21 protein-coding genes and 1 pseudogene are annotated in these 24874 nt (G+C 46.4%); 14 read left to right on the top strand and 8 right to left on the bottom strand.

The window, feature by feature from the left end; genetic code table 11:
• Positions 1-52 precede the first annotated feature (52 nt).
• Positions 53-2200: an endo-1,4-beta-xylanase gene (locus tag QMK20_RS25265; RefSeq protein WP_283658044.1), complete on the top strand. Its 2148-nt coding sequence runs from the start codon at positions 53-55 to the stop codon at positions 2198-2200.
• A gap of 117 nt (positions 2201-2317) precedes the next feature.
• Here QMK20_RS25265 and hxlB read toward each other — a convergent pair whose 3' ends face one another.
• Both hxlB and hxlA read right to left on the bottom strand, forming a co-directional pair.
• On the bottom strand, positions 2318-2875 hold the full coding sequence (gene hxlB / locus QMK20_RS25260) for a 6-phospho-3-hexuloisomerase (protein WP_283653774.1): 558 nt from the start codon (positions 2873-2875) through the stop codon (positions 2318-2320).
• A gap of 5 nt (positions 2876-2880) precedes the next feature.
• Positions 2881-3516, bottom strand: coding sequence for a 3-hexulose-6-phosphate synthase (hxlA, locus tag QMK20_RS25255; RefSeq protein ID WP_044644275.1), 636 nt, complete (start codon positions 3514-3516; stop codon positions 2881-2883).
• A gap of 432 nt (positions 3517-3948) precedes the next feature.
• Between hxlA and QMK20_RS25250 the strand changes: the two genes are divergently transcribed.
• The gene (locus QMK20_RS25250; protein ID WP_283653773.1) at positions 3949-4824 is read left to right on the top strand and encodes a DNA-binding protein; all 876 of its coding nucleotides are present in this window, start codon (positions 3949-3951) and stop codon (positions 4822-4824) included.
• A 219-nt stretch (positions 4825-5043) separates the two neighbouring features.
• On the opposite strand, the gene QMK20_RS25245 is transcribed toward QMK20_RS25250, so the two are convergent.
• Both QMK20_RS25245 and pepT read right to left on the bottom strand, forming a co-directional pair.
• A complete protein-coding gene (locus QMK20_RS25245) occupies positions 5044-5880 on the bottom strand; it encodes a methyl-accepting chemotaxis protein (RefSeq protein WP_283653772.1) in 837 nt (278 codons plus the stop codon).
• 198 nt (positions 5881-6078) lie between these two features.
• Complete coding sequence (pepT, locus tag QMK20_RS25240; RefSeq protein WP_283653771.1) at positions 6079-7314, bottom strand: peptidase T; 1236 nt, start codon at positions 7312-7314, stop codon at positions 6079-6081.
• 177 nt (positions 7315-7491) lie between these two features.
• Here pepT and QMK20_RS25235 point away from each other — a divergent pair, with 177 nt between their 5' ends.
• The 6 genes and pseudogenes from QMK20_RS25235 to QMK20_RS25210 all read left to right on the top strand — a co-directional run bounded on the left by QMK20_RS25235 (position 7492) and on the right by QMK20_RS25210 (position 13970).
• Positions 7492-8556, top strand: a complete 1065-nt coding sequence (locus tag QMK20_RS25235; RefSeq protein WP_283653770.1) for a LacI family DNA-binding transcriptional regulator — start codon at positions 7492-7494, stop codon at positions 8554-8556.
• Between the two features lie 212 nt (positions 8557-8768).
• On the top strand, positions 8769-11063 hold the full coding sequence (locus tag QMK20_RS25230; RefSeq protein WP_283653769.1) for a glycoside hydrolase family 2 protein: 2295 nt from the start codon (positions 8769-8771) through the stop codon (positions 11061-11063).
• A gap of 236 nt (positions 11064-11299) precedes the next feature.
• The gene (locus QMK20_RS25225) at positions 11300-11587 is read left to right on the top strand and encodes a hypothetical protein (protein WP_044644281.1); all 288 of its coding nucleotides are present in this window, start codon (positions 11300-11302) and stop codon (positions 11585-11587) included.
• 146 nt (positions 11588-11733) lie between these two features.
• A complete protein-coding gene (locus QMK20_RS25220; RefSeq protein ID WP_283653768.1) occupies positions 11734-12474 on the top strand; it encodes a Bax inhibitor-1/YccA family protein in 741 nt (246 codons plus the stop codon).
• Positions 12475-12760: 286 nt separating this feature from the next.
• Positions 12761-13501 (top strand): annotated as a pseudogene (locus QMK20_RS25215) (transcriptional regulator); the annotation flags it as partial.
• A 217-nt stretch (positions 13502-13718) separates the two neighbouring features.
• Positions 13719-13970 carry an aspartyl-phosphate phosphatase Spo0E family protein gene (locus tag QMK20_RS25210; RefSeq protein WP_283653767.1) on the top strand — a complete coding sequence of 84 codons (252 nt, stop codon included), beginning with the start codon at positions 13719-13721 and terminating at the stop codon, positions 13968-13970.
• 815 nt (positions 13971-14785) lie between these two features.
• On the opposite strand, the gene QMK20_RS25205 is transcribed toward QMK20_RS25210, so the two are convergent.
• On the bottom strand, positions 14786-15082 hold the full coding sequence (locus QMK20_RS25205; protein ID WP_283653766.1) for a hypothetical protein: 297 nt from the start codon (positions 15080-15082) through the stop codon (positions 14786-14788).
• A 666-nt stretch (positions 15083-15748) separates the two neighbouring features.
• Between QMK20_RS25205 and gpmA the strand changes: the two genes are divergently transcribed.
• Positions 15749-16498, top strand: a complete 750-nt coding sequence (gene gpmA, locus QMK20_RS25200; RefSeq protein WP_283653765.1) for a 2,3-diphosphoglycerate-dependent phosphoglycerate mutase — start codon at positions 15749-15751, stop codon at positions 16496-16498.
• A gap of 64 nt (positions 16499-16562) precedes the next feature.
• Here gpmA and QMK20_RS25195 read toward each other — a convergent pair whose 3' ends face one another.
• A complete protein-coding gene (locus tag QMK20_RS25195; RefSeq protein WP_283656342.1) occupies positions 16563-18056 on the bottom strand; it encodes an alpha-amylase in 1494 nt (497 codons plus the stop codon).
• Between the two features lie 260 nt (positions 18057-18316).
• Between QMK20_RS25195 and QMK20_RS25190 the strand changes: the two genes are divergently transcribed.
• The 4 genes from QMK20_RS25190 to QMK20_RS25175 all read left to right on the top strand — a co-directional run bounded on the left by QMK20_RS25190 (position 18317) and on the right by QMK20_RS25175 (position 22381).
• The gene (locus tag QMK20_RS25190; RefSeq protein ID WP_283653764.1) at positions 18317-19126 is read left to right on the top strand and encodes an HNH endonuclease; all 810 of its coding nucleotides are present in this window, start codon (positions 18317-18319) and stop codon (positions 19124-19126) included.
• A gap of 615 nt (positions 19127-19741) precedes the next feature.
• On the top strand, positions 19742-20173 hold the full coding sequence (locus tag QMK20_RS25185) for a DUF1641 domain-containing protein (protein ID WP_044644287.1): 432 nt from the start codon (positions 19742-19744) through the stop codon (positions 20171-20173).
• 27 nt (positions 20174-20200) lie between these two features.
• Positions 20201-21382 carry an NAD(P)/FAD-dependent oxidoreductase gene (locus QMK20_RS25180; RefSeq protein WP_283653763.1) on the top strand — a complete coding sequence of 394 codons (1182 nt, stop codon included), beginning with the start codon at positions 20201-20203 and terminating at the stop codon, positions 21380-21382.
• A gap of 195 nt (positions 21383-21577) precedes the next feature.
• Positions 21578-22381, top strand: a complete 804-nt coding sequence (locus QMK20_RS25175; protein ID WP_283653762.1) for a copper amine oxidase N-terminal domain-containing protein — start codon at positions 21578-21580, stop codon at positions 22379-22381.
• Positions 22382-22696: 315 nt separating this feature from the next.
• Here QMK20_RS25175 and QMK20_RS25170 read toward each other — a convergent pair whose 3' ends face one another.
• The gene (locus QMK20_RS25170; protein ID WP_283653761.1) at positions 22697-23740 is read right to left on the bottom strand and encodes a stalk domain-containing protein; all 1044 of its coding nucleotides are present in this window, start codon (positions 23738-23740) and stop codon (positions 22697-22699) included.
• Positions 23741-24011: 271 nt separating this feature from the next.
• Positions 24012-24188, bottom strand: coding sequence for a CsbD family protein (locus QMK20_RS25165; protein ID WP_283653760.1), 177 nt, complete (start codon positions 24186-24188; stop codon positions 24012-24014).
• A gap of 155 nt (positions 24189-24343) precedes the next feature.
• Here QMK20_RS25165 and QMK20_RS25160 point away from each other — a divergent pair, with 155 nt between their 5' ends.
• Positions 24344-24859 carry a DUF2179 domain-containing protein gene (locus QMK20_RS25160; RefSeq protein WP_025683910.1) on the top strand — a complete coding sequence of 172 codons (516 nt, stop codon included), beginning with the start codon at positions 24344-24346 and terminating at the stop codon, positions 24857-24859.
• Positions 24860-24874: the final 15 nt, after the last annotated feature.

Below are 24874 nucleotides of genomic sequence, written 5' to 3'. Positions count from 1 at the left end.
CAAGGACCGGAAATGTGTGAAACTCACTTTCTTATATTTTGAAAATATGGGCATGGGAGGGATTGTGTTGAGGTCATTTTTGTACAAATCTTTTGGTCTGGTGCTGGTCGGGGTGCTGTTATTGCCAGTGGGGTGGTGGGGCCCGTCTGTAGCGGAGGCGACCCCAACTGTGGAACATTCCCCGCCAGTTGCGGATACGGTTCTGCCGACTGGAAGTGTGAATAAGACCATCGGGACGTATGGATTTGAGCAAGGCAACGGTGAGGGCTGGAAGCCTCGAGGGACTTATACCCAAATCGCATCCGTCTCAGAAGCTGCATATGGCAGCGTACACAGCCTGAAGGTAACCGCTCGCACGGAGGTTTGGAACGGTGCGGAGTTGGCTGTGAAGTCGCTGTTGCAGCCGGGTGTGGAATATGAGATTAGCGGCTATGTGAAGCTGGACGGCAATTCTACGACGCCGAGCTTGATTAAGTTTACGATGGAGCAGCAGCCGACAGGCGGGGCTACGACATGGAAAACGATTGCGCAGAAGGAGACGATGGATACATCGTGGGTCAAACTTCAAGGAACATATACGTTCACCGGGGGGATGGATGCATTGAAGCTGTATGTGGAAAGCTCGAATCCCGCGCAGGCCTATTATCTGGATGAGGTGGAAATCAGGCAGGTATCAGAAACGCCAACGGAGCCGACAAGTGGTATCGTATCCGGTTTCGAAGATGGTACGGCTCAAGGCTGGGTATCCCGTATGGGTACCGAGACGGTGCAGGTGTCGAATGTCGATGCACGAACCGGATCGTACAGTCTGTTGACGACAGGCAGACAACAAACATATGCCGGGCCAAAGCTGGACGTGACTGCTACGGTGCAAAAAGGCAGCCGTTACATGGTCAGCGCTTGGGTAAAGCTGGCACCGAGCGAGCAGCAGCCTGCCAAGGTGCGGCTCAGCGTGCAGCGCGATCATCAAGGTGAAAGTACGTATGAAACTGTGGTAGGCAACACGGCTATCACAACTGGGGGATGGACGCATTTGTCCGGAACGTATACTCTCGCGCATGAGGCAGATACCGTCTCTATGTATTTTGAAACGGCAGAAGGTAAGGCTTCCTTTTACATGGATGATTTCGAGCTGTCGCTTGTGCCGCCGCTGGCTATTGAGAAGGACATTCCCTCTTTGCATGGATTGTATCAGGGACAGTTCAGCCTCGGTACGGCTATTGAAGCTTTCCAGACAGAAGGGGCTTACGGGGAACTGGTGCAGAAGCATTTTAACAGCGTCGCCGCCGGAAATGCGATGAAGCCGATCTCCTTGCAGCCGTCCGAAGGACAGTTCCATTGGGAAGAAGCAGACCGGATTGTGCAATTTGCACAGCAGCATGGGATTGCTATCCGTTTCCATACACTGGTGTGGCATAACCAGACCGGGGACTGGATGTTTAAGGATAAGAATGGACAGCCGATGACACCGACCGCGGAAAATAAAAAGCTTTTGCTGGATCGGCTGGAGACGCATATTCGTGCTGTTGCAGCCCGTTATAAAAATGCAATCACCGACTGGGATGTGGTGAATGAAGTCATTGATCCCGACCAGCCGGACGGTATGCGCCGCAGCAAGTGGTATCAGATTACCGGCACGGATTATATTGACAAAGCATTCCGTGTCACGAGGGAAGCGGCAGGTCCGAACGCCCGACTGTTCATTAACGATTACAACACGCATGAACCGAAGAAACGGGATTTTCTATACAATTTAGTGCGTGATTTGCTCGCTAAAGGTGTACCGATCGATGGCGTAGGTCACCAATCACATATCCGACTGGAGTTTCCTGCTGTTGGCGAGATTGAGCAGTCCATTGAAAAGTTTGCTTCGCTCGGCCTGGATAATCAGATTACGGAGCTGGATATGGGCCTGTATTCTAATGATACAGATCGCTACGAAACGATACCTGAAGCCATGCTGATCCGGCAGGCTTACCGCTATCGGGCGTTGTTCGATATGTTTTCAAGGCAGCAGGAGCATATCAGTAATGTGACGATTTGGGGTACGGATGATGGAAATACGTGGCTCAGTATGTTCCCGATTGCCCGGCTGGATAAGCCGCTGCTGTTCGACGAACGGTTAAAGGCCAAATATGCCTATTGGGCGCTTGTTGACCCGTCCAAAGTACCACCCTTGCCTGCGGGGAGAAACGAATAGCAGCATAGTAAAGCGATGGACCTTCCGACTTTATAGCGCAGAAAAACAGGCCGTCTTCGTATGTTCATGTGACATGTAAAAGACGGCCTGCCTGGTTATCGTAAAAGTATAGCGACTCTACTCCAGATTGGCGTGTTGACCAAACATAGATTCAGAAGTCAGCTTGCGTAGCTCCATCGTTTTGAGCACCAATGCATCGCCATACAGCAGCAAGGTTTGCTCAAATAGTGAACCCATGGGCTGAATGGTTTGGTAATCCTTGTTGGATGGGTCCTTGGGTGCGCCTGGAAGCTTGACGATAATATCAGCCAGCTTGCCAATGGTCGATCCAGGGGAAGTGGTCAGAAGTGCCAGAGAAGCCCCCAGCTTTTTCGCCTTTTCTGCCATCGAGGTCAGACTTTTGGTTTCACCAGAGCCTGAACCGATAATCAGCAAGTCGCCTTCGCCCAAGCCGGGAGTTACCGTTTCCCCGACCACATAAGCCTGAACACCCATATGCATCAGCCGCATCGCCAGCGAACGGATCATGAACCCGGAACGGCCTGCGCCTGCGACAAACACCTTATTCGCTGAGGCAATGGACTGGATCAGTTGCTCTGATTCCTCATCACTGACTAGCTGTGGAACCCATTGCAGCTCCTTGAGCACCTCGGATAAATATTGAGAGGTTTCCATTGGAATTAACCTTGTTTAATGAGCTGCTGCATTTGGGAAGCAACGGCTTTTTTGTCGTCCTCGCCAGTGATCCCGCCGCCCACAATAACCAGATCCGGTTGAGCCTTAACTACCTCAGCCAGTGTGCTCAGCTTAATGCCGCCAGCAACCGCTGTTTTGGAGTTTTTCACGACTTTTTTAACCGTTTGCAGTGCTTCGAACGGGCTTTGTCCTTCAGCTTGCAGATCGTAGCCTGTATGCACGCAGATGTAGTCTACGCCGAGAGCGTCGATTTCTTTCGCGCGTTGCTCCAGGTTTTTAACACCGATCATGTCCACCAGGATTTTTTTGCCGCCTTGTTTTTTCGCTTCTTCTACCGCACCTTTGATCGTTGCATCTTCAGCTACAGCCAGAATCGTAACGATATCTGCGCCAGCTTCGGAAGCTTTCATCACTTCGTAACCGCCTGCATCCATAACTTTCAGGTCAGCCAGCACTTTCAGATTCGGGAATGCTTCTTTCATTGCTTTTACCGCATGAAGTCCTTCATTAATGACAATCGGCGTACCGATTTCTACGATATCAATATACGATTCTACTTCTTTTACCAATGCAATGCCTTGCGGGATATCTACTAAGTCTAAAGCCAATTGAAGTTCCATGTTATTAACTTCACTCCTTTAGTGAATTTGTATTGGATGAACAGGTACATGCTCTGTTGAGTGCTGTGAATACTTTGGTTTCATGCACAGGTTTGATTGTAAGCCCCCGGTATCCGATTGAAAAGTACGCACTATTTCGTAACGTAGTTACCCTGACGATACTATGACTTCTTTTTGACCTCCTTTGGAGGGCCTGATTCACATCTTTGTTATGGATTATTTCTATAGCAGGATTCATTTATTCATCGGCTATAAACCATACATGACTATGTTAGGTTGCAAAAGAAACTGCATATCTATGATTGAATTGACTTCAAGTTAGCTTTTGTCTATATTTGTAATATACTGGTATGCTAGAGGAATGACAACGCGGATGCTCCTGATGAGAATACATGGGTAAACGTCATTTTCAGGATAGGGAGGCGGGTTTTAGTGGAAGAGGTCCTGAATCAAAGGGAAGCTATTTATTTGTTGTCGGACAGCCACGAACTCGACAAGGCTTGTGAGTTGTTTAGAATCAGCTACACACATAACGATTGGGATGAAGCGAACAAGGTTGCAGACTATCTGCATGCTTTGGCTGAAAGCCTGTATCACATCCAACTGAGAAATGCTGCGGACGGCAAGCACGAGATATTGAATACCAAACATCCATTGGTATTTTATTATGCATACAGTTATTTGGCTAAATCTATTTATTTTCAGAATAAGGGTAAGTATCAAGAAGCCAGAGAATATATTATGAAGTACGGCGAAATGGGTTGGTTTATGGGGCTGGATGAGAGCGGCCATGAAGAAGTGGAAAGATTTCGTTTTCTCGCCAAGGCCAACCTGTACACGATTGAATTGCTTTCGGGAAAACGGGAGCTTCTGCCCGAATATGTTCAATTTCTTCACGCCAATGATGAGGAACTGCTTCCAGGATTGGTCGGTATTGCCGAAGCAGCTAATTTGAATAATTGGAATATTGACGATCTGCTGAATGACTTTGCCCATGATATTGAGATATTTGAAGGTTATGAAGATAGAGGAAACCGCGTATATTATTTAAAGCTGGTTAACCAATTAGCCATTTATTATTTCAAACAGGAGCAGTACACGGTTGCGTTAAATTATGTCCTTGCTTCTCTGCAATTCTCTGTTAGTGTAGAAGCAGATGCCGATTTCAGGACACTGGTCGCTCTGTTTGAGGCTTATCGAGATTTGGCAACATCGTCACAGCAAGAGCAATATCAAACCATTTTATTAAGGGGGCTTCATAATGAAAAAGGCTTTAATCTCGGTAACTATGGTCTTGGTGTTTCTTAGTATTGTGATTCCGGCGGGAACTGTACTGGGTGAGCTAGACCCCGTGAATCCTGCCAATCATGGGGTGTTCTCTGTTACTGTTTAAACTTGATTGGATTGATAAGTCCCGGCAGGGATTTTGTAAATAAAGGGAGCGTACTTTAACGCATGTGAAATGATGCGATAAGTGGCTCCCTTTTTCATGTCAGGATTTTGCAAACTCCTCATGTGTAAACTATGTTATTTTACGATATAGGAAGTCAAGTTCTTCGCCAGATGCTGCATCGTTTCACTCGCTTGTTGCATACGCTCCATTATTTCGGTAAAAGAGTTTACGAGCGTCGCTTGCTCCTGCGAAGAAGCAACAATTTGCTCAATTTCCTCTTCCATCTGACGAACGGAGTTTTGTACATCCTTGAGAGCCGCTTCAATGTCAACTGTCGCTTTTTTGGATTCTACCGAGAGCTTACGCACTTCTTGAGCGACGATACCAAAGCCTGCTCCTGCTTCTCCGACACGTGCCGCTTCAATGGCAGCATTTAATCCAAGCAGGTTGGTTTGGTCGGAGATTTCTTTGATGAATACAGCGACCTGATTGATTTTACCCGAGTTTTGTACGGCAATTTGGGTATTCTTCAAAATCTGCTCACTGGTAGCCTGTAGCTCCTCGGAATGCGCTGCTACATGCTGCACCATGTCAATGAGATGCTCGGTGATGGAAAGGTTCTCAGTGACGATTTGATCCAACTGATTCTTGTTAGTCAAATTATAGGAAGCAGCAAATGCTGCAACGACCTCGCCATTTTCGTCAAACACAGGAATACTGACCATATCAAGAGGATACCCCAGCAGTTCAGCAGGAACGTGGGTCAGGCTGGGCTCACGCCCATTTTTAAGCATGGAAAAATTTTGGTAGCCCTTGAGCAGCTCTGAGCCGACTTCAAAGCCGAGCTCCATCCCCTCCGACTCGCTATAAGCCAGTACATGAGTACGGTCAAAGAGGCAAAGGGTTACCTTCTCACGCATAATCTGTTGTATGTAGGAAATGGATGCAATTAATGCATCTACTGTATTCAAATAGATTACCTACCTTTCTTTACTAAATATATTTTTTATAGTTATATATTTATTATCGGTCTTTAGAATGATAAAAGTAATAAAAGTACTGAAAATTTTAACGAGTATGAGAGTTTCAGAAAAAAGGCACACCGTTTCCAGCAAGGAAATGATGTGCCCTTTCGTTTTATGATGATGCAAAAGCTTCTTGTAATCGGTTCACTCGCCGCGCTGTTCGAATAATTGTACGATTTCGACAATGACCTTGGTTGCAAGCACCATGTTGTCCACAGAGACATACTCGAATTTGCCGTGGTAGTTCTCCCCACCTGTAAAAATATTCGGTGTAGGCAGTCCCATATAGGACAGCTGTGAACCATCTGTACCGCCGCGAATCGGCTTGATGATCGGATCAATGCCCAGCTTTGTCATCGCTTCATGGGCAACATCCACGATGTGCTTGACGGGCTCGATTTTCTCCTTCATGTTGTAATACTGATCTCTCAGCTCCAGAACGATACGGTTTTCTCCATATGCGGCTTGCAGCTCTTTCACCACGTTCGTTAAGTAAGCCTTCCGGTTTTCAAAGCTTTCACGATCAAAATCACGGATGATATAGTACAGTTTGGCTTGTTCTACCGTACCCTCAAATTCCAGCAAATGATAAAAGCCATCGTATCCGTCCGTGTATTCCGGAGCTTCATTCGCCGGCAATCGTCCGTTCAGCTCCATGGCAATTTTGACGGCGTTAATCATTTTGTTTTTGGCTGTACCAGGATGGACATTAACGCCATGAATAGTAATATGGGCGGCTGCGGCGTTGAAGCTTTCATATTCCAGTTCTCCGAGCGGCCCGCCATCGACTGTATACGCATATTCAGCACCAAAAGCAGCTACATCAAACCGTTCCGGTCCTCTTCCAATCTCCTCGTCCGGTGTAAATGCGACGCGAATCTTGCCGTGCTGGATCTCCGGGTGATCCAGCAGATAATGTATGGCTGTCATAATTTCTGCGATCCCGGCTTTGTTATCTGCACCAAGCAATGTGGTACCGTCCGTTGTGATCAGGGTGTGACCTTTATATTGAGGCAGCTCGGGAAACTCGCGCGGAGAGAGTGTCACACCCAGCGACGTATTCAGCGTAATGTCGCCCCCATCATAGTTTTCAATCAATTGAGGCTTTACCCCTGCGCCAGTCATTTCGGTAGCGGTATCGAGATGGGCCAAAAAGCCGATAACCGGAACTTCTTTATCCGTATTGGAAGGAAGGGTTGCCATGACATAACCGTTTTCGTCCATAGTTATGTCCGCCATACCAATGGCTTTCAGTTCGTTGACCAGCAGGTTGCCCAGTGTGAGCTGTCCGGGCGTGGTTGGGCAAGTATTGCTGCTTTCATCGGCTTGGGTATCTACCTGAACATAAGTGGTCAGGCGTTCAATCAGTTCCTGTTTCATACGTATATCCTCCTTGGTGTCATTTCTGATATGAACCATATTTTATCATGATTGGACTTGTTATATGAAAAATTTGGCTTAACCTTCTAAAACGACAGCTTGTGTTGTACAGAGACGACGAGTAAGATAACAGTAAAAGAACGTAAAAATGGAGTAAAACCATCAAAGGAGTATGCAATGCCTACGTTAAAAGATATTGCTCAGGAGGCGGAAGTTTCCATATCAACAGTCTCTCGGGTATTGAATTATGATGAAACATTGTCAGTGTCAGAGGAAACGCGGCGTAAAATTTTTGAAGTTGCCGAACGGATGAAATATACGACTGTTAAACGTAAAAATGGCGGTATCGGGCGTCAGCCTCGTAAAAAGGCCGAGGGGCCGATCCGGCTCGGTATGGTTCATTGGTTTAGCGCGTATCAGGAACTGGAGGACCCATATTATCTGTCCATCCGATTCGGCGTGGAAAAGGAATGCCGCCAGAGCGGAGCGCAATTGGAGCGCATTTTTCGGCGGGAAGACCTGTCCGCACTAAAGACACTGTCCGAAGAGCTGCACGGGCTGATCGTTCTCGGGCACTTTAGCAGCAAGGAAGTGGAGCGTATGCTGGAGCTTCCTGTTCCTTGTGTTTTTCTGGATCACCCGGTAGAGCGTACGGGGGCGGACTATGTCATCATTGACCTCGCTCGTGCTGCAGCGGACGCGCTGGATTATTTGATGGACGCGGGCCATCGCCACATCGGTTATGTGGGCATGGGTAAGGATGAGCAGGCCCATGATTCCGATCAGGCGGAGATGGATGCCCGCTATGAGACCTTTTTGCGGTATAAAGAGCAGCATGGGCTATGCTCGTCGAACGACGTTCATGTGTGCGGCGGAACGGCGGCAGACGGCTTTCGTGCGATGGAAGCGGCCATTCTGGCGGGGCCAGGGAACCTGCCTACAGCCTTCTTTGTTGCGAGCGATTCGGTGGCGATTGGCGTATTAAAGGCGCTGGAGCAGCACCAAATTGCTGTCCCTGAACGTATTTCAATCGTCGGCTTCAATGATATTCCGACAGCGGAATATTTGACACCGTCGCTGACGACGGTCAAGACGTATACCGAATTGATGGGAGAAACGGGCGTTCAGCTCTTGCTGCATACGGTGCGCAACGGTCCAAATGAGGTCGGTCGCAAGGTCACCATTCCGACCGAGCTGATGATTCGTAACAGCAGTGCGTCGCCGTTTACGGCTTCGATATAGAAATGTGCTCCATTGTGTATTTCATGATCTTCACAGCTCCGGATGCCGGGGCTGTTTTTTTGTATGGACAGATGAAAAAAACGGAATTGACAAATACTTTGTAAATGCTTACATTAAAAATATATTTATTTTACTAAGTTTTACTCGTTATTTTTACTTGAATATTTTACTATGGTATCAGATTGGAAAATAAAAGGTTGAGGTGACTGCCCATGCGTACCATTTTGCCGTTGAATGACCAGTGGTTTTACCGTCCTGAATATGTTGAGAGCGAAATAAGCGCAGGAATTGATGCGAGTCGGTATGAGCCCATTCTGCTGCCACACACCAATGTAGAGCTGCCGTATAACTATTTTGACGACAAGGCGTTTCAGTTTGTTTCCACGTATAAAAGGGAGTTGGACATTCCGACGGATGCCAAGGGGAAACGGGCGTACGTCGATTTTGAAGGGGTCATGACTTATGCGGAGATATATCTGAATGGGGTAAAAGCGGGGGAGCATAAAGGTGGCTACACGCCGTTCAGTATTGAATTGACCGGACTTGCGGAATATGGCGGCTCCAACGTGCTAACGGTCATTGTCGATTCCACGGAACGGGATGACATCCCTCCTTTTGGGGCAGTTATTGACTATCTGACCTACGGTGGTATTTACCGCGAGGTGCAGCTGCGAGTTGTCGAGCCTGTGCATCTCGGCACGGTATTCCTCCAAACACCGGAGCCGCTTGCGGCAAGCAAGGCGGTACGCGTGGTCTTGGAGCTGGAGGGGATTGGTGATCAGGAGAACGATTTGACGGTTGCCCTGCGACTGCTGGACGGAGCGAACGTGAAGGCGGAGACCGGGCCGACAGCAGTGGCGGCAGCGGAGGTGACGCTGGAACTGAACGAGCTGGGCGGCCTGCAGCTTTGGGATATAGATGATCCCAAGCTGTATGAAGCAGAGCTGACGCTGCTAAGAGACGGGGAAGAGCTGGATCGGCTGAATGTGCGCTTTGGCTTCCGCGAAGCCGAATTCCAGCCGGATGGATTTTACCTGAACGGGCGAAAGATCAAGCTGCTCGGCTTGAACCGCCATCAGTCTTACCCGTATGTCGGCTATGCCATGCCGAAAAGAGCGCAGCGCCGTGATGCCGATGTACTCAAAGAGGAATTGGGCCTGAATATGGTGCGGACATCGCATTACCCGCAGTCCCGTCATTTTCTGGACCGTTGCGATGAGATCGGGTTGCTCGTTTTTGAGGAAATTCCGGGCTGGCAGCATATCGGCGGCGAAGCGTGGAAGGAACAGGCGGTAAAGGATGTAGAGGACATGATTATCTGTGATCGTAATCATCCGTCTATTGTGATCTGGGGCGTGCGGATTAATGAATCGCAGGATGATCATGAGCTGTACGCACGTACTAATGAGCTTGCACGCAAGCTTGATCCGACTCGTGCGACTGGCGGCGTGCGCTATATTGTAGGCAGCGAGCTGCTGGAAGATGTGTATACGATGAACGATTTTGTTCATGACGGTGGGCATAAAAAATATTTGGCGAAGGAAATTCGCAATTTCGATACGTACGACGATACAGAAGGCGTAGATGGCGAAACGACAGGCTTGCGTCAGCCTTCCCTCGTCACGAAGCTGGATCACCCAGTCCCTTATCTGGTGACGGAATATAACGGGCATATGTATCCGACCAAACGTTTTGATCAGGAGGAACGGGTAATGGAGCACGCGCTGCGCCATACGCGGGTCCAGAACGCCTCCTATGCCGATGAAGGTATTGCTGGTGCGATTGGCTGGTGCGCTTTTGACTACAATACCCACGCGGATTTTGGTTCTGGCGATAAAATCTGCTACCACGGTGTCATGGATATGTTCCGCCTGCCCAAATTCGCAGCGAACGTGTATCGCAGTCAGAAGCGGGTCGAGCAGGAAGTCATTTTGGAGCCAGTCACTTACTGGTCACGTGGCGAACGGAACATCGGGGGCGTTGTGCCGCTGGTTGTGTTCACCAATTGTGATGAGGTGGAATTCATTTATGGTGACGAGCGCAAGGGCGTCTATCGTCCAAACCAGGAAAAGTATCCGGCGCTTCCGCATCCTCCCGTCGTCATCGACGAGCTGACAGGCCACTGGGGCATGAAGTGGGAAGATGCCGTGTTCATCGGGTACGTGGACGGTCAAGAGGTCGTTCGCAGACGCTATTCCCGTAATCCCGTACCCACGGAGCTGCGTGTAGCTGCCGACGATACAGTGCTGGAAGCGGGAGATTGGGATGTCACGCGAGTTGTAGTGGATGCTCTGGATGAATACGGCAACGTCTTGCCGTTCTATGCTGATCCGGTTTCCGTGGAGGTCGAGGGAGCGGGTGAATTAATCGGTCCGTCCAGCCTATCGCTAATTGGTGGGCGTATTGCGTTCTGGATTCGTACGAAGGGTGAGGCTGGCAATATCCGCGTGAAGGTTTCCGCGCCATCTCGTTTTAGTCCGCAGGAAGTGAGTATTCATGTGCAGTAGAGTTAAAATGAAGAACATTTAACGATATATGATGTGGGTTATTTCTTCGTTTATTTAAGAAGGGGTTGTCGATCAGGTTCTGCAAAGGATCTGAGAAGGCAACCCTTTTTTGGCCTGTGTATAGGGACTCTAATCTATGAGTCTGTTAATTTGTGTATTATTGCTGAGTCAGTTGACGTTGCGTTCATAGATTGGAAGCATAGAATACACTATCAAGCGCAAGGGAGGTGAATCCTATGGCGATTCTATTACCTCAGCAATTCTATTCTCTCGCTGCTAATATTGGTAAATCATACTTTGAAAACCTGAACGGTGGCGCGAATGCTACAATTACCGTTAATAATAACGGTCCGGCTCCGATCAATCTTGTCGTTACTCGTGTCAACGCACCCGTGATCACTTATGTTATCCCTCCAACTAACAGTCTCACGTTGGCTGTTGCTTTACTACTGGTAGCCGCTCTTCAGACTACCGCAGCTGGAGCAGCTACGGGTACGATCCAGATTGCGACAGCTGATTTTTAAGCTGTAACGATCTGTTCCTCTAGCTCTAGTTTGCCGTAAGGTGAGCTAGAGCTTTTTGCTTTGAAAATTTTCTGAAACTTTTTTTAGGTTGTGCCGATATATACATATGGCATAGTAAATACACATCGAAAAGGAGCATCCCCTTTATGAGCTTTAGCAATCCGGTTTTACGTGATGACATCTTCGTGCGTGAAGATGAAAGAGAAGCTAGCGAACAACGCATGACCATCGGGGGCACGATTAACAAAACGCTGCTCCTGCTGGTTCTGCTGATTATCGCGGGCAGTATCACCTGGTATATGACCTACCAAGGTACAGTAGAGGTATTATCCTTGATCACCGCAGGCTCACTTGGCATGGTCGGAGTAGCGCTGGCTATATCCTTTTTTCCCAAATCGGCCCCGTTTCTATCGCCTGTTTACGCGATTCTGAGCGGTTTTGCTTTAGGCGGAATTTCAGCTTTTATGGAATATGACTATCCCGGCATCGTGGCGAATGCGATTTTGCTGACGGTGGGCATTTTGTTTTTGATGCTCTTTATGTATACACAGCGGATCATTAAGGTTACCCGGGGCTTTATCTCCTTCGTTGTCTTGTGTACGTTGGCGATTTTCCTGGTGACGCTGGTCGACTTTATTTTGAACTTTTTCGGGATGAATGTTCCGTATATTCATGAGACAGGCTGGCTTGGTATCGGTATCAGTCTGTTTATCGTTGTGATAGCGGCTTTGAATCTGCTGCTGGATTTTAATTTCATCGAGGAGCAAGCGGATCAAGGCGCACCGAAATATATGGAGTGGTATGGCGCGTTTGCATTGCTGGTGACTTTAGTGTGGCTGTATGTGCGGATTTTGGAGCTGTTGTCCAAATTCAGTAAGAGAGACTAAGTGTCTGCGATTCATGAATAGTTTCACTTCATGTGCAGATAGGTGCAGGATAAGGAGAAGAGGACGGCTGAGGGCCACCTGCTGATGCAAGTGGCCTTTGCAGTTACCTGTTAACACCGTGATTGAAAGGAACAATGGTTGAATTTGAAGAAGGAAAAGAAACCGGATTCAAAATACTAAAAAATGTCATCCGCATAAATGTAACTACTAATGTTTTTCTCATGTGAATGCACTCCCTGTAAGATATTGTGATACTTTGTCAGCTGTTCCGTTGTTGCAAACATGCCAAATGTATAAATTAGGACAGATTCAGTACAATTTGGCTCATAACTCTAAAAAAGAAACTAGGCCGAAAACTAAACTGCGTTCTGGACCACTGTTTGCATACATAGCCTACGCTGAACTGATGTGCGCACATGCTTGTGATGCGAAAGGAAACCATAAACAGGCAATAGAACATATTCAAGGTTATGCTGATCTAAGTTGGGTAAAAGAGAATGACGATGAATCACTTTATTGGAAAAACCAATTTCAGCAATGGGCTAAAATTAATACTTACGTAAACAGGCTTATGTCTGGAGATATTAGCGTTCTACCGGATTACGTTGAGCACATATTAGGCGAAAAACATATTTTTGCTGAACTTTTAAACGTCATAGAAGTAGCTAATCGATACGACATCGACATTGATCATATTCTTCAGCACTTTGAACCCCAAATTGCAGCTTATCGAAACCAAGCTTATACGAGTACATTAGCAGAGCGGCAAGTTATACTCGAAGAAAATGTACGATTCTGGTATAAGTTAGCCAAGTACAACCTGAATAGAGGCAGATACTCATATGGTTTCAAATGTTTAATAGATGCTTTTGAAAAAGCCATTACTCTTAAACATGCACTTCTTATTGCTAATTGTGTTGGTTTGTTTGAGCGTTTCAGAGCAAATGCTGAACCTGGAATACTAGTTCGGTACAACATGTGGGAAAGAAATGATCGAAAAGACGGCTTTGCTATTTGTAGCGATTAGCTTTTTACTGGTATTCGCACTACCAGTTCCAATCGGAATCCCAAGCTCAAGCACAATCCAAGTTCAAGGACACATTGGGACATTTTAAGCAAGTATCGATTTATTACCATAGGCCAGCCTTTGGCTGGTCTTTTTTTTGTAGCTTTTTGGCTAAAAAATGATCATGCTGTATTTGTTCATTATCCTCTAAAATGAAATTCATTAGGAGGTTGAAGGCATGAACATAGATGAAACTTTAACGATAAATCAACAGTTGGAAAGCGCACGTCAACGATTGCATGATCTTTATGAACAGTATGGTTTTGGACATGCTTGCGTACTTGAGCAGGCTATGATTTTGGACGAACTAATTAATCAGTACAATCGTATGTATCAGACTAAGAAGTTACATCACCACTATGTTCAGTCAGAAACCTTAGAAGCCACATCCTTTGTATGCAAAAATATTCCTCTTCCCAATCCCACATAACGCTCATAATTATTCTATAAAATGAATTATTTGAGAAAAAAATAAAAATACATTCCTATGTAATAAAATATAAAATTTGTTTTTTATTAACTGCAAAGTGTGATATCTGATGGAACAGACTCAGAAAAGGCTATGGTTGTCGGTGGATATATCATTTAGGAGAGAGTGGACAGAATAATAAATTGACCTTGGAGGAAGTGAATGACCTCATGGCTGCGTATGAGCTGCTTTCTTCAAAACCTATTCAACCTTTCAAAAGGCAATAAAAAAAGCCACTCATCATTGAGCGACTTATCTGTCTATGTATTACGGTTATCAGCATGAGAATACCGATATCTGACTTTTATATTAAGCTTTATATACTTTATGTGCACCAAATGAACACAGGCGCTTATTTAAAACCCGAAAAAGAAACAGCAATAAGACCTATTCCCGTAAGCGGGATGCAAAACGCTGTGCTGTTGCATAAAAGCATTTGTACTTAGTTACTAGAGAGGAATGACAAGATCATTTTACTGATTACTGAAAATGACCGTCAAAGAGCAAAAATCGGTAGAAACCGGAAAATGAACGATTAAACCACAAGAAGCTGGCGTTTGCTCACTTTCTCAATGCTAATTGTCCCAAGCGGTACGCTTGCCCATGTTCTCACCGTTTTTCATGGCCTGGAAACATTCAGTACAGAATCGGATGCCCAATGAAACATCCGCCCTTCATAATACCTCCGGGTGAAGTAAGGTTAAGATAGAAATTACCAGTAGACCAAGCGCTTCCGTTAATTTCATCAAATGTTTTACCCGGCTGTACTTTTCCACTCATCTTAACTGGACCACTAGCTGATCCTGAGTTACTGTTATATTAATTGGGGCACTCCCGTCATTTGACACAAACACTCTAGCATATCCATATCCCGGATCAATGTAGAAACGCTCTGACATGTCAGTATTCCCAAGAGACTTAGCTAGTACCTTATTAGTGGCCTGAGGAGTAATGACGTGATCCCCCACTTTTGGCGCATTCACATCAGTCGTAGCTGCTGCAGAAGCAGTTAATGGAATTGCAACAGCTAAAGACAAGACCGAAAGCAAAGAAGCCTTTTTAATGTTCTTCATATACAAAACCTACTCTCTTTTTCAAATTTTGTTTTTACTCTAAACCAGTCATAAATTTCCTTATTGAGTTAATAAAAGTGATCCCCTCTTTCCAAGATAAGGATAGAAAAGCCTTGATTAATCAACTTCCAATATCTTAATGAGGCACGCTACGGAATTGAACCGCGCAAGGGTTCTGACCAGGCTGTTCATGTTTCCGCTGGTTAACTGGTACCTTGCCTGCCTGCACGTGCCGTAAAGCCTCGGATGATCTCTGGGAAATGGTTCTGGATGAAGCTGATTTAAAGAAGTTCTGCTGCGAGCTGCTCTCGTCATCGGTCAAAGTTGTTTGTTTTTGTTTTTAACTCTGAGTTGCTGTTCCATTTTTTAAGTATTTCATTCCCGAGGAGTTTGCAAAAATCAAATAAGCGACTTCCAATGAACAATATATAGATCGAGATGGTCTAGTTCGTCTATATATTGCACTTCGGAGCGACTGGAATCGAATTTTGCAAAATCCTGTCCACAAAAACTATCCAAAAAAAGCACACAAATTTGTGTGATCAGGCTATGGAGAAACCTCCTATTTTTGCGAGTAGTAAAAGAACCTGTTTAAAAACTGCATTTTACGTTAAATACATAGAAGTTAGGTAAAACATAACGACAGTAAGTAAAGGAGTGGGGCCTATGTATCAAGTGGTGCTGGTGAGGCATGGAGAAAGCGTATATAACCGCCAAAATCTGTTTACAGGCTGGACGGATGTCGACCTGACCGAGCAGGGAACCCATGAAGCTATAGAGGCGGGCCGTATTCTCAAGGAGGCCGGGTATACGTTTGATCTGGCGTTCGCTTCGGTGCTAAAACGATCCATTCGTACGCTGTATCACATTTTGGACGAGCTGGATCATTTGTGGATACCCGTGCAGAAGTCGTGGAAACTGAACGAACGCCATTATGGTGCTCTTCAGGGACTCAGCAAGCTGGATTCTGCCGTCCAATACGGCGAGGAGCAGGTTCATATCTGGCGGCGCAGCCTGACGGTACGGCCTCCCATGCTGGATGAACAGGATGAACGCAGTCCTCACAGGGAGGAACGATACCGTAACATTAAGCCGGAAGAGCTGCCGCTTGGGGAAAGTTTGGAGGATACCGTGCATCGGGTCGGTGAGTTTTGGAAGCAGCGGATTGTGCCCTTGGTGCAAAAAAAGGAACGGGTCATTATTTCCGCGCATGGCAACACCCTGCGGGCATTGATCAAGTACATGGAGAATTTGGACGAAACCGCACTGCTGGATTTGAATATTCCGACTGGCATTCCGCTGGTATATGAGCTGGACGAGCATATAGATCCCATTCGGCGCTTCTATCTTGGTGATCCGAGTCATGTGGAGGCGAAAAAACAGGTTGTGGCTAACCAAAGCAAGGTGACGGAGTGATTTTCGATAAAAAAAGAGGACAGGGCGCATCCTCGCATCCTGTCCTCTTTGGGTTGGGTATAAGTTAAGCGTCCACGTCGTCGTCTGCTTCCGGGCTGTCATCCTCGGCGGGAAGCGCCCACACCGATACACTGCCAGCACGAACCGGGAATACGCCGTAGCCATCCTGTTCAATCTGTACGATATGGTCGTGACGGCCCGTCAGATCGGTCCAATGCTCTCCTGCGCGGTGTTTTCCCACAAACATACGCTTCTCTCCGTTGTCGGCGTTGGTGACTACCACGGCACAGCCGGAGCCCTTCAGTTCAGGCACGCCCTGACGAACCCATCCAATCGTATTGGGATCATCCAAATAATCCTTTTGCTCACCATAGGCTTTATGATATCGGGCGTACAGGAGCGGATCCAGCTCGGCCTGTTTGCCTTTCACGGGCGTTTGCCCTTGAATGCCATAGTAATCGCCGTAGAATACGCAGGGGTAACCGTCCTTGCGCAGCAAGATGAGCGCGTAGGCGCTGGGCTTAAACCAGTCCTCTACCCACGATTCCAGAGCTTCATGGGGCTGGGAATCATGATTATCGACAAAAGTAACGGAGTTCAGGGGATGAGTCTGGACTAGCGTATCCTCGAAAATGGTGCTTAAATCGAAATCCTTTCCACCCAAGGAAGCGCTATGTAGTTTGTAGTGGAGGGATACGTCAAACAGGTCGATTTTATAATCAATGGTGTCCAGAAATTTTTGACATGATTCCAGATCGGGTTTCCAAAACTCGCCGACCATATAAAAGTCCTGTCCGCGCTTTTTGATCATTTCCGTCGCGAACTCCCGTACAAATTCATGATTGATATGCTTGATTGCGTCCAGCCGAAACCCGTTGCATTGCAGGGTATCCACCAGCCATTTGCCCCAGCGGATCATTTCCTTGCGCACTTCCTGATGATTATAGTCAATATTGGCGAACATCAAATAATCATAATTACCGAATTCATCATCTACATGCTCGCTCCAGCTTTTGTTTTTGCCTAAAATACGATAAATTCCCGTTCGGTCCTGACTTGCATCGTAATCTGTTCCGTTAAAATGCTCAAAATTCCATTGAAATGTGGAATACTGACCCTGACGACCGGGGAACGTAAATTTAGTCCAGCCTTCGATATCGAACGGCTCGGAAATGACCTCATTGCGGTTATCCGGGTTGACCTCGACGACCTTGAATACTTCGGTTTCATCCGCGCCAGCTTTATGGTTCATGACCAGATCGACATAGACGGCTACACCGTGGCAAACGCAGGCAGCAATAGCCTCCAGCAGATTTTCCCTTGTACCGTATTTGGTGCGCACCGCACCTTTTTGATCAAACTCACCCAGATCGTAAAGGTCATAGACGCCGTATCCCGTATCCTCGGGGGATTGGCCCTTGGTGACAGGTGGAATCCATATCGCGTCAATTCCTTTGGCCTTCAATTCCGGTGCCAGGCGGGCAAGTTTCTTCCAGTGGGAGCCGTCAGCCTCGACGTTCCACTCGAAAAACTGCATCATCGTATGGTTCCTTTTCATCATGCGTCCCTCCTTCATATATAACAAGTTACCCACCAAGCAAGGGGGGCTAAACGTCAGGCGGTTAATAAGCTGCCGAACGAAGAACAGGGATCGCTGTATAACGTATGCCAAATGATTAAAATTTGTTATACCTTGAGAGTATATATATTCGATAGCTAGAAAAGGGAACGTGAAAACGGTAGAATGAATTTAACTTAACAAAGGTTCGGGTTTCAGGTATTCGGTAAACGTGAGCAACGGGGAAAGGAGGGGCGGACATGACGGAATCGCAGTCAATCAGTAACGAAGCGGGTAAACCGCTGATGAAAAAATGTACGTATTGTCAGGAGCTGAAGCCTTTAACGGAATTTCAGCGCAGAACCGGTCGCCGGGCCGGTCCTTATTCCCGGCGTGGTCCTTGTCGTTCCTGCCGGGGGTTAGCGGCGCAAGAACGTGCGTCTGCGTCCGCTCCTTCCGGCGAGGGAAGAAAGCCCCTCACGGCTTCCCTGGCATCGCATGGCGCTGGGGATGAGGCAGTCGTGCAAAGCATGGAGGCGTCCGCACAGCCTGACGTGCAGCCTCAGCCGCCACGCAGGAAGCCAGTCACGGATAAAGCCCGTGAGCGTCATCGGCAGCGCGTTCGACATTTGCTCAGCAGGCTGAAGCCTGCGGATACCAAGGTTCTGCGGCTCAACCGTAACGGTATGATTCGGCTAAGGGGCAAAACTGATCAGGGGAGACGTTGGCATCAGGAGATTGAATTTGATCTGGCGGTTACACTGGTCAGAGAGCGCATGGCAGTGGTTGTTAATCCGTACACCATCCGCAGACTCTACAGCAATAAGGAATTCCGTCAATATGTGCTCAAGCGTGATCGCTATACCTGCTTTTTCTGCGGGGGTTATGGTGCTACCATTGATCATTTGCTGCCCCGTGCCAAAGGGGGACACACTACGCCCGTCAATTGTGTATGTGCTTGCAACGAATGCAATCAATTCAAGGCGGCCCGTGATGTCGATGAATTCATCGAATCTGGTGTGCCGTTGCCATCTCCTGATGATTCCGATGCCCCTGAGGACTCCCTATGAAAGCCGGGCGGCGCTTCTGAGGGTGTCGGTTTCTCGGTCTTGAGTACAGCTCGACCTCAAAGCCGGATTCCTTCCATGCGGTTGTTCCGCCTTATCTGAAAATGTTTTAGCCATCGTATCAAACCTCCGTATACATATTTTGTGGTGATTTTCATGTGATCGCGATATGAGATTCACTCTTTCTATTACCCTTGCATGCTATGATATGACCCCTTTTTTTGCGGAAAATTGGACAAAATCTAAGTTTATTCTAATTTTTATCTAAAATAACAATAAAAATTTTGTAGAAATTTGTGCAAATTTAAAATTTCTTCGACGATTGTGTTGTAAACAGTGTAATATAGAGGTATAGGGTTCCGTTTCGGCCTGTTGTAGTCACGAAGGAGCGCTTCGTGGGATATTCCGCAGCAGTAACAACAGAATACCGTCTGAACATATACAATTGGCGTTTGCGATGAATCAGTCTTGCCCCATTGGGTATAGGCCGGTTTTAGCTGTGCTTCTTGCATGTTTAAGGGCGTGAATTCAATGAACGTTTTATTGCTAGAGTTTATGGATACAGGTTACGAGAAAGGAATGGACTTCTATTTTCACAGTAAAGGAGGACGTTCACGCATGTCTGAAAACCAACAAGAGGTGGCTGTAACACAAGAAGCTACTAAAGAGTCTCGGGATGTATTGGACCAATTGATGAAACCGGAGGTTCAGCAATCGCTGACCGTACTGGTTGAGAATCTGCCCAAGTTGACTGAGATGGTTACTTTGATGACCGACGCTTATGATGTAGCCCGTAGTTTGGCAACCGACCCTGTATTTATCGGCGATATGAAAAGTTCCATGGGAGAGTTTGTGAAGCCTGTTACAGAGTCGGCTAAAGGCTTGGCTTCTGCTGCCATTGAAGCAGGAGACCGCGTACAAACTACAGACGGCAGTGTAGGTCTGTTTGGCCTGCTCAAAATGCTTAAAGATCCAAATGTACAAAAAACGCTGCGTTTCAGCCAGGCTTTCCTGGATATTCTGAATGAGCGCCAACGCGAGAGCAAATAATTACCTGATCAAGAACGGAGGATGGACATGTCGAAGCAAATTTTGATCTTGGGCGGCGGATACGGCGGCTTGCTGGCCGCTCTGACAGCACGCCAGCATCTGGACGCTAGCCAAGCAACCATTACAGTGGTAAACCGCTTTGCGTCTCACCAAATTATTACGGAGCTGCACCGTTTGGCGGCAGGTACAATTGCCGAGAAAGCTGTTGCGCTTCCTTTGGAGAAACTGCTGCGTAACAAAGAAATTATCCTGAAAGTGGATACGGTTTCGGAAATCAAACCGGATGATAAAAAAGTAACTCTGGCCAGTGGCGCTACGTTGAGCTATGATGCTCTCGTCATTTCCCTGGGCAGCGAAACGGCTTACTTCGGTATTCCGGGGCTGCAAGAACACAGCTTCACGCTGAAATCAGTGGCAGAAGCGAATCGCATTCGCGCACACGTAGAAGCTCGTCTGGATGCTTACAAGCAATCCGGCAACAAAGCGGACGCTACAATCGTTATCGGTGGTGGCGGTCTGACTGGTGTCGAGCTGGTGGGCGAATATGCTGACAAGCTGCCTGCGGTTTGTCGTGAAAAAGGCATTAACTACGAAGATATTAACCTGTATTGCGTAGAAGCTGGACCATCTATTTTGGCAGGCTTCCCTCAAGCACTGGTTGATCGTGCAGTAACAAGCCTTGAAAAACGTGGCGTTCAAATCGTAGCCGGTGTTCCAATTACAGAAATGAAAGCCGACGAAGTTCTGCTCAAAGACGGACGTTCGATCCAAACGAACACCCTGATCTGGACAGGCGGCGTACAAGGCAACGCACTGGTTGGCGCATCCGGTATCGAAGTGAACCGTGGCCGCGCAACCGTGAACGGTGCACTGCAATCCACTTCCCATGAAGACATCTTCCTCGCTGGCGACAGCGCAGTGGTGTTCCCAGATGAAGGCGAGCGTCCATACCCTCCAACTGCACAGTTGGCTTGGCAAATGGGCGAAACGGTTGGTTACAACATTTTTGCTTACTTCAACGGAGCGAAAATGGAACGCTTCACACCAGTGTTCTCCGGTACGCTGGGCAGCTTGGGCAGAACAGACGCGATCGGTACGGTTGGTGCGAATGGCACCCAACTGAAAGGCGCTGTAGCCACTTTGATGAAGGAAGGCAGTAACATCCGTTACCTGTCCCACATCAAAGGACTTTTTGCATTGGCCTATTAATATTCCTTACATTTTATATGCTTTATTCGAAGAGAGCGCTGAACGGCGCTCTCTTTTTGTTATGTAATTGAACCTTCTATACATCATTATGTGTAAAAATAAATATTCTTTATTGAGGTAAATATTATAAATTTTGGTTGAAATTCTATGTTTGTAGGAGTAGACTACTTACGAAAAAATAACTAGGAGGGCATTATGGAAATTAGATTATTAATCTGCTTTATAATTTTATTGAGTTTGGGTGCTACTAACACGAATTTGACATCAGCGCAAGCTCAAGGACAAACGCACATACACTTGAAGGTCAATGATCATTACGTTTTATACACCTACCCTGCATCACCCTTTGTGGATAAGAAGGGCAGACTGCTTATACCGCTCCAAGCGGCTAAGGATATATTGGGTGGTAAAGTAACTTACAATGCAGCGAGCAAAACCGCTTCTGTTGATCTGTTGGGCCGTAATGTAACGGCAACGATCGGATCACCCGAAATATCGGTTAACGGCGAACCCATGACAATGGACACAGTCCCCATCATGAAAAGCAATGCGATGTTTTTGCCGGTATCCGTCCTGTTGAAAGATACAGATGCGAAGATGGAGTGGGATTCCAAGCGGGGCTTATTGAAACTAAGGCATGATAGCTTTACGGAAAGTCCAGTTCTTATGAATTTTAAGGGACAAGACTTGGCTCAGGTCATTGACGCGAATGCATTTGATCTTACTTCCTTTGATTGGGATCGCAAGAAAGGCATACTGGATATTTATGCTATGTACGAGGGCGGCTTATCACCTGCTTCCAGGCAAATCGACTTTAATCCTATGATTGTTTATAGCAAAGGGACCTATAGTGTAAATCCTTATTCTAAATTCAATATGAATTATAAAGTTAAAATCACCAGCCATGGTAATTTGATTTATACCCAAAATATTGATACAACCGATGCGGATAAAGATTATATAAAATATATTACTTCCGTAGGCAGATTGATTCAATAATTGTTCAGACTATCGAAGGTTGCAGTTATGAAAAAAAGAGACAGGGAAAATAGCTTTTTCGTTCGAATGAACAACTGATGTTAAAACGTGACTTTGGTAAATCGAGTGAGAAAGTGCAGTGTATTATTTCAGTGGGACGGCTTGTTGAATAGAGTGAATGGTGATTTGTGCGGGTCACCTCTGGGAATATAAGCAAAAAGAGACCGGATCTTTAAGGATCCGGTCTCTTTTTGCTCGCGCTCGTAAATAACGTACAGGGAAATTAGCTAATTATAAAAGATCTTTCCCCGTATGCTGTAAACAAACAAGCAATCCTTAGAAGGTAGCGATTTGGCTACTGTTCCCTTTATTACGGATGTACCCTTCCACTCTGTCAATGGATTCTCTATCTTTTAGCTGATCAATAATGCCATCTGTCAGGGTACTTCTTTGATTGTTCGAAAGTTTATTCCAATCATCCGAATTTACATACACATCCACCGTAGCTTTACTGCTGTCGCCTCTTACGCTGAAATCAAAGCCGTACCCGGCGTAGTTGCTGTATCTATCAAACAAAGAACGTTGGATCGTGCTTGCGTCGAAAGATGTACCTATTTTTTTAATCGTAACATCGCCTTTGCTGTTGGTTGTAAAGCTCGCCAATTTATCGTTATTACTGGAGTTTCTAACCGTACCCTCAATATCAGCATTTTTATACTCTTTCAAAATATCTTCCACGATGTCTTCAAGGTAGCTCTCTTTTCTGCTGTCGGATAGGTCTGTCCATCTGGTCTTTGTCATTTCGATGGTCACCGTAATATCGTTTTTGTCGCCACTGAGCGAGATATCAGAATTAGTGCTATAGGCATCACTGTGATCATCGTTCAGTTCCTTTTGAAGATCCTTCAAGGAGCTAGAGCTGCTTTTGTTTGCGTCATCTTTTAGCGTCTGATTGTCTTTTTGCAATTGAGCGATGGTAGCGTCTTTAGTTGTGTTCGCTGCTTTCGCTGTGTTCAGTTCCTGAGTCAGCGTCGTAATCTGGTTGTTCAATGCTGTAACTGTAGATTGATCAATCGGAACGCCTTTGTCAGCAATGACTACGCGTTTGTTGGTACCGTCCCAATCTACTTTTTTATCCAAAGCTGTACCTGCCAGACGAAGCGGGAGATAAGTCACGCCATCCAGCATAAATGGTTCTGTTTTTGCATCATAAGGAACCTCAGTTCCGTTGTAGATGATTTTGATATTGTTATAAACTGCTTGGATCGGCTTAGTCACTTGCGCGGCATATGTGGATTGGCTGAAAAGAGCCCCCGATATGGCCAAGGCGGATACGGCAGTGATGATGACAGGCTTTTTCATAGATTTCAATGATTTCATTCGTTGGTCTACCCCTTTATTTAAGAATTATAGCCTAGTTCATAGACTAGAGTAACATTAATGCCTACAAAATCCAACACGTTTGGAGGGATATTAGCAGATGTGCTTATATTGGTTAGACGCAACAGCAACAGTAAAAGTTGCCCTGTTTTCGTAAAAGTTTTTTTGAAAAGTTGTCAAACAAAACAAGTCAAACAAAATAAGCCCGCTGCACAAGACAGCGAGGCTTGATGGGAAAATATTGCGTCAAAGCTTATATCCAAAGCACGAATTATTTGCCGTCCTTCAGCTTGCCTGCTGTTTCCTGAAGACGGCCTTTGGCCTTATCCAGCTTACCTTCGGCTTGAAGGGATTTATTATCCGTGGCATTCCCGATTTGATCCTTGATTTCACCTTTGGCTTTGTTAACATTACCTTTGATTTTATCGCTGATTCCGTTATCCTTCATGTTGTAGCCCTCCTTATAATGATCGAACATTCATTCAGCATGCTGTAGTTAGTCTTTACCCGAACGAGGGTGATGCGAAACGGAAAGCTGTGCGACATACAAGGGTATAATGATGGATACAGGCCAAATCAGAACGTGAAATGAGGAGTGGGCGTATGCTTAAAATTTTGTTATTTATTTTTGTTATTCAAATTATTTACGTGTCTGCGTATACACTGCGTATGATTTTGACGCTGAAAGGACAGAAGTACGTTGCTGCGCTCATAAGTACTGTAGAAGTTACGATCTATGTGCTGGGCCTGAACATGGTGCTTAAGTATTTGGATCAGGTGGCAAGTCTCGCGGTTTACGCCATCGGCTATGCGCTTGGTATTCTCATTGGAGCATGGATTGAGGAAAAAATAGCGCTCGGCTACGTAACCGTCAAGGTGATCAGCAATGAGGTCAACGGAGGTATCGCCAATGCGCTGCGTGACAAAGGGTACGGTGTTACAGCCTGGCTGGGCAGCGGGCGGGATGGAGATCGACTGGTGATGGAAATTTTGGCTAAGCGAAAAAATCAGAACAAGCTGTACCAATCCATTCTGGATATTGATCCCAAGGCCTTTGTCATTACAGTGGAGCCGAAGCAGTTTCATGGCGGTTTCTGGACCAAGGCGATCCGTAAGTAAACATTTTGGAAAAAT

It is taken from the genome of Paenibacillus sp. RC334 (assembly GCF_030034735.1).
Taxonomy (GTDB): domain Bacteria; phylum Bacillota; class Bacilli; order Paenibacillales; family Paenibacillaceae; genus Paenibacillus; species Paenibacillus terrae_A.
The sequence above is the reverse complement of the archived record's forward strand: the minus strand, read 5'-3'. Positions and strand labels throughout refer to the sequence as shown.

What these genes read in the sequence shown, in the direction of transcription:
- hxlB (WP_283653774.1), bottom strand. Translation starts at nt 2,875, where the DNA reads ATGGAAACCTCTCAATATTTATCCGAGGTGCTCAAGGAGCTGCAATGG.
- QMK20_RS25205 (WP_283653766.1), bottom strand. Translation starts at nt 15,082, where the DNA reads ATGAAGAACATTAAAAAGGCTTCTTTGCTTTCGGTCTTGTCTTTAGCT.
- QMK20_RS25190 (WP_283653764.1), top strand. Translation starts at nt 18,317, where the DNA reads ATGACGGAATCGCAGTCAATCAGTAACGAAGCGGGTAAACCGCTGATG.
- QMK20_RS25165 (WP_283653760.1), bottom strand. Translation starts at nt 24,188, where the DNA reads ATGAAGGATAACGGAATCAGCGATAAAATCAAAGGTAATGTTAACAAA.
- QMK20_RS25225 (WP_044644281.1), top strand. Translation starts at nt 11,300, where the DNA reads ATGGCGATTCTATTACCTCAGCAATTCTATTCTCTCGCTGCTAATATT.
- pepT (WP_283653771.1), bottom strand. Translation starts at nt 7,314, where the DNA reads ATGAAACAGGAACTGATTGAACGCCTGACCACTTATGTTCAGGTAGAT.
- QMK20_RS25160 (WP_025683910.1), top strand. Translation starts at nt 24,344, where the DNA reads ATGCTTAAAATTTTGTTATTTATTTTTGTTATTCAAATTATTTACGTG.
- QMK20_RS25210 (WP_283653767.1), top strand. Translation starts at nt 13,719, where the DNA reads ATGAACATAGATGAAACTTTAACGATAAATCAACAGTTGGAAAGCGCA.
- QMK20_RS25220 (WP_283653768.1), top strand. Translation starts at nt 11,734, where the DNA reads ATGAGCTTTAGCAATCCGGTTTTACGTGATGACATCTTCGTGCGTGAA.
- QMK20_RS25195 (WP_283656342.1), bottom strand. Translation starts at nt 18,056, where the DNA reads ATGAAAAGGAACCATACGATGATGCAGTTTTTCGAGTGGAACGTCGAG.
- QMK20_RS25230 (WP_283653769.1), top strand. Translation starts at nt 8,769, where the DNA reads ATGCGTACCATTTTGCCGTTGAATGACCAGTGGTTTTACCGTCCTGAA.
- gpmA (WP_283653765.1), top strand. Translation starts at nt 15,749, where the DNA reads ATGTATCAAGTGGTGCTGGTGAGGCATGGAGAAAGCGTATATAACCGC.
- QMK20_RS25175 (WP_283653762.1), top strand. Translation starts at nt 21,578, where the DNA reads ATGGAAATTAGATTATTAATCTGCTTTATAATTTTATTGAGTTTGGGT.
- QMK20_RS25170 (WP_283653761.1), bottom strand. Translation starts at nt 23,740, where the DNA reads ATGAAATCATTGAAATCTATGAAAAAGCCTGTCATCATCACTGCCGTA.
- QMK20_RS25235 (WP_283653770.1), top strand. Translation starts at nt 7,492, where the DNA reads ATGCCTACGTTAAAAGATATTGCTCAGGAGGCGGAAGTTTCCATATCA.
- hxlA (WP_044644275.1), bottom strand. Translation starts at nt 3,516, where the DNA reads ATGGAACTTCAATTGGCTTTAGACTTAGTAGATATCCCGCAAGGCATT.
- QMK20_RS25180 (WP_283653763.1), top strand. Translation starts at nt 20,201, where the DNA reads ATGTCGAAGCAAATTTTGATCTTGGGCGGCGGATACGGCGGCTTGCTG.
- QMK20_RS25265 (WP_283658044.1), top strand. Translation starts at nt 53, where the DNA reads ATGGGAGGGATTGTGTTGAGGTCATTTTTGTACAAATCTTTTGGTCTG.
- QMK20_RS25185 (WP_044644287.1), top strand. Translation starts at nt 19,742, where the DNA reads ATGTCTGAAAACCAACAAGAGGTGGCTGTAACACAAGAAGCTACTAAA.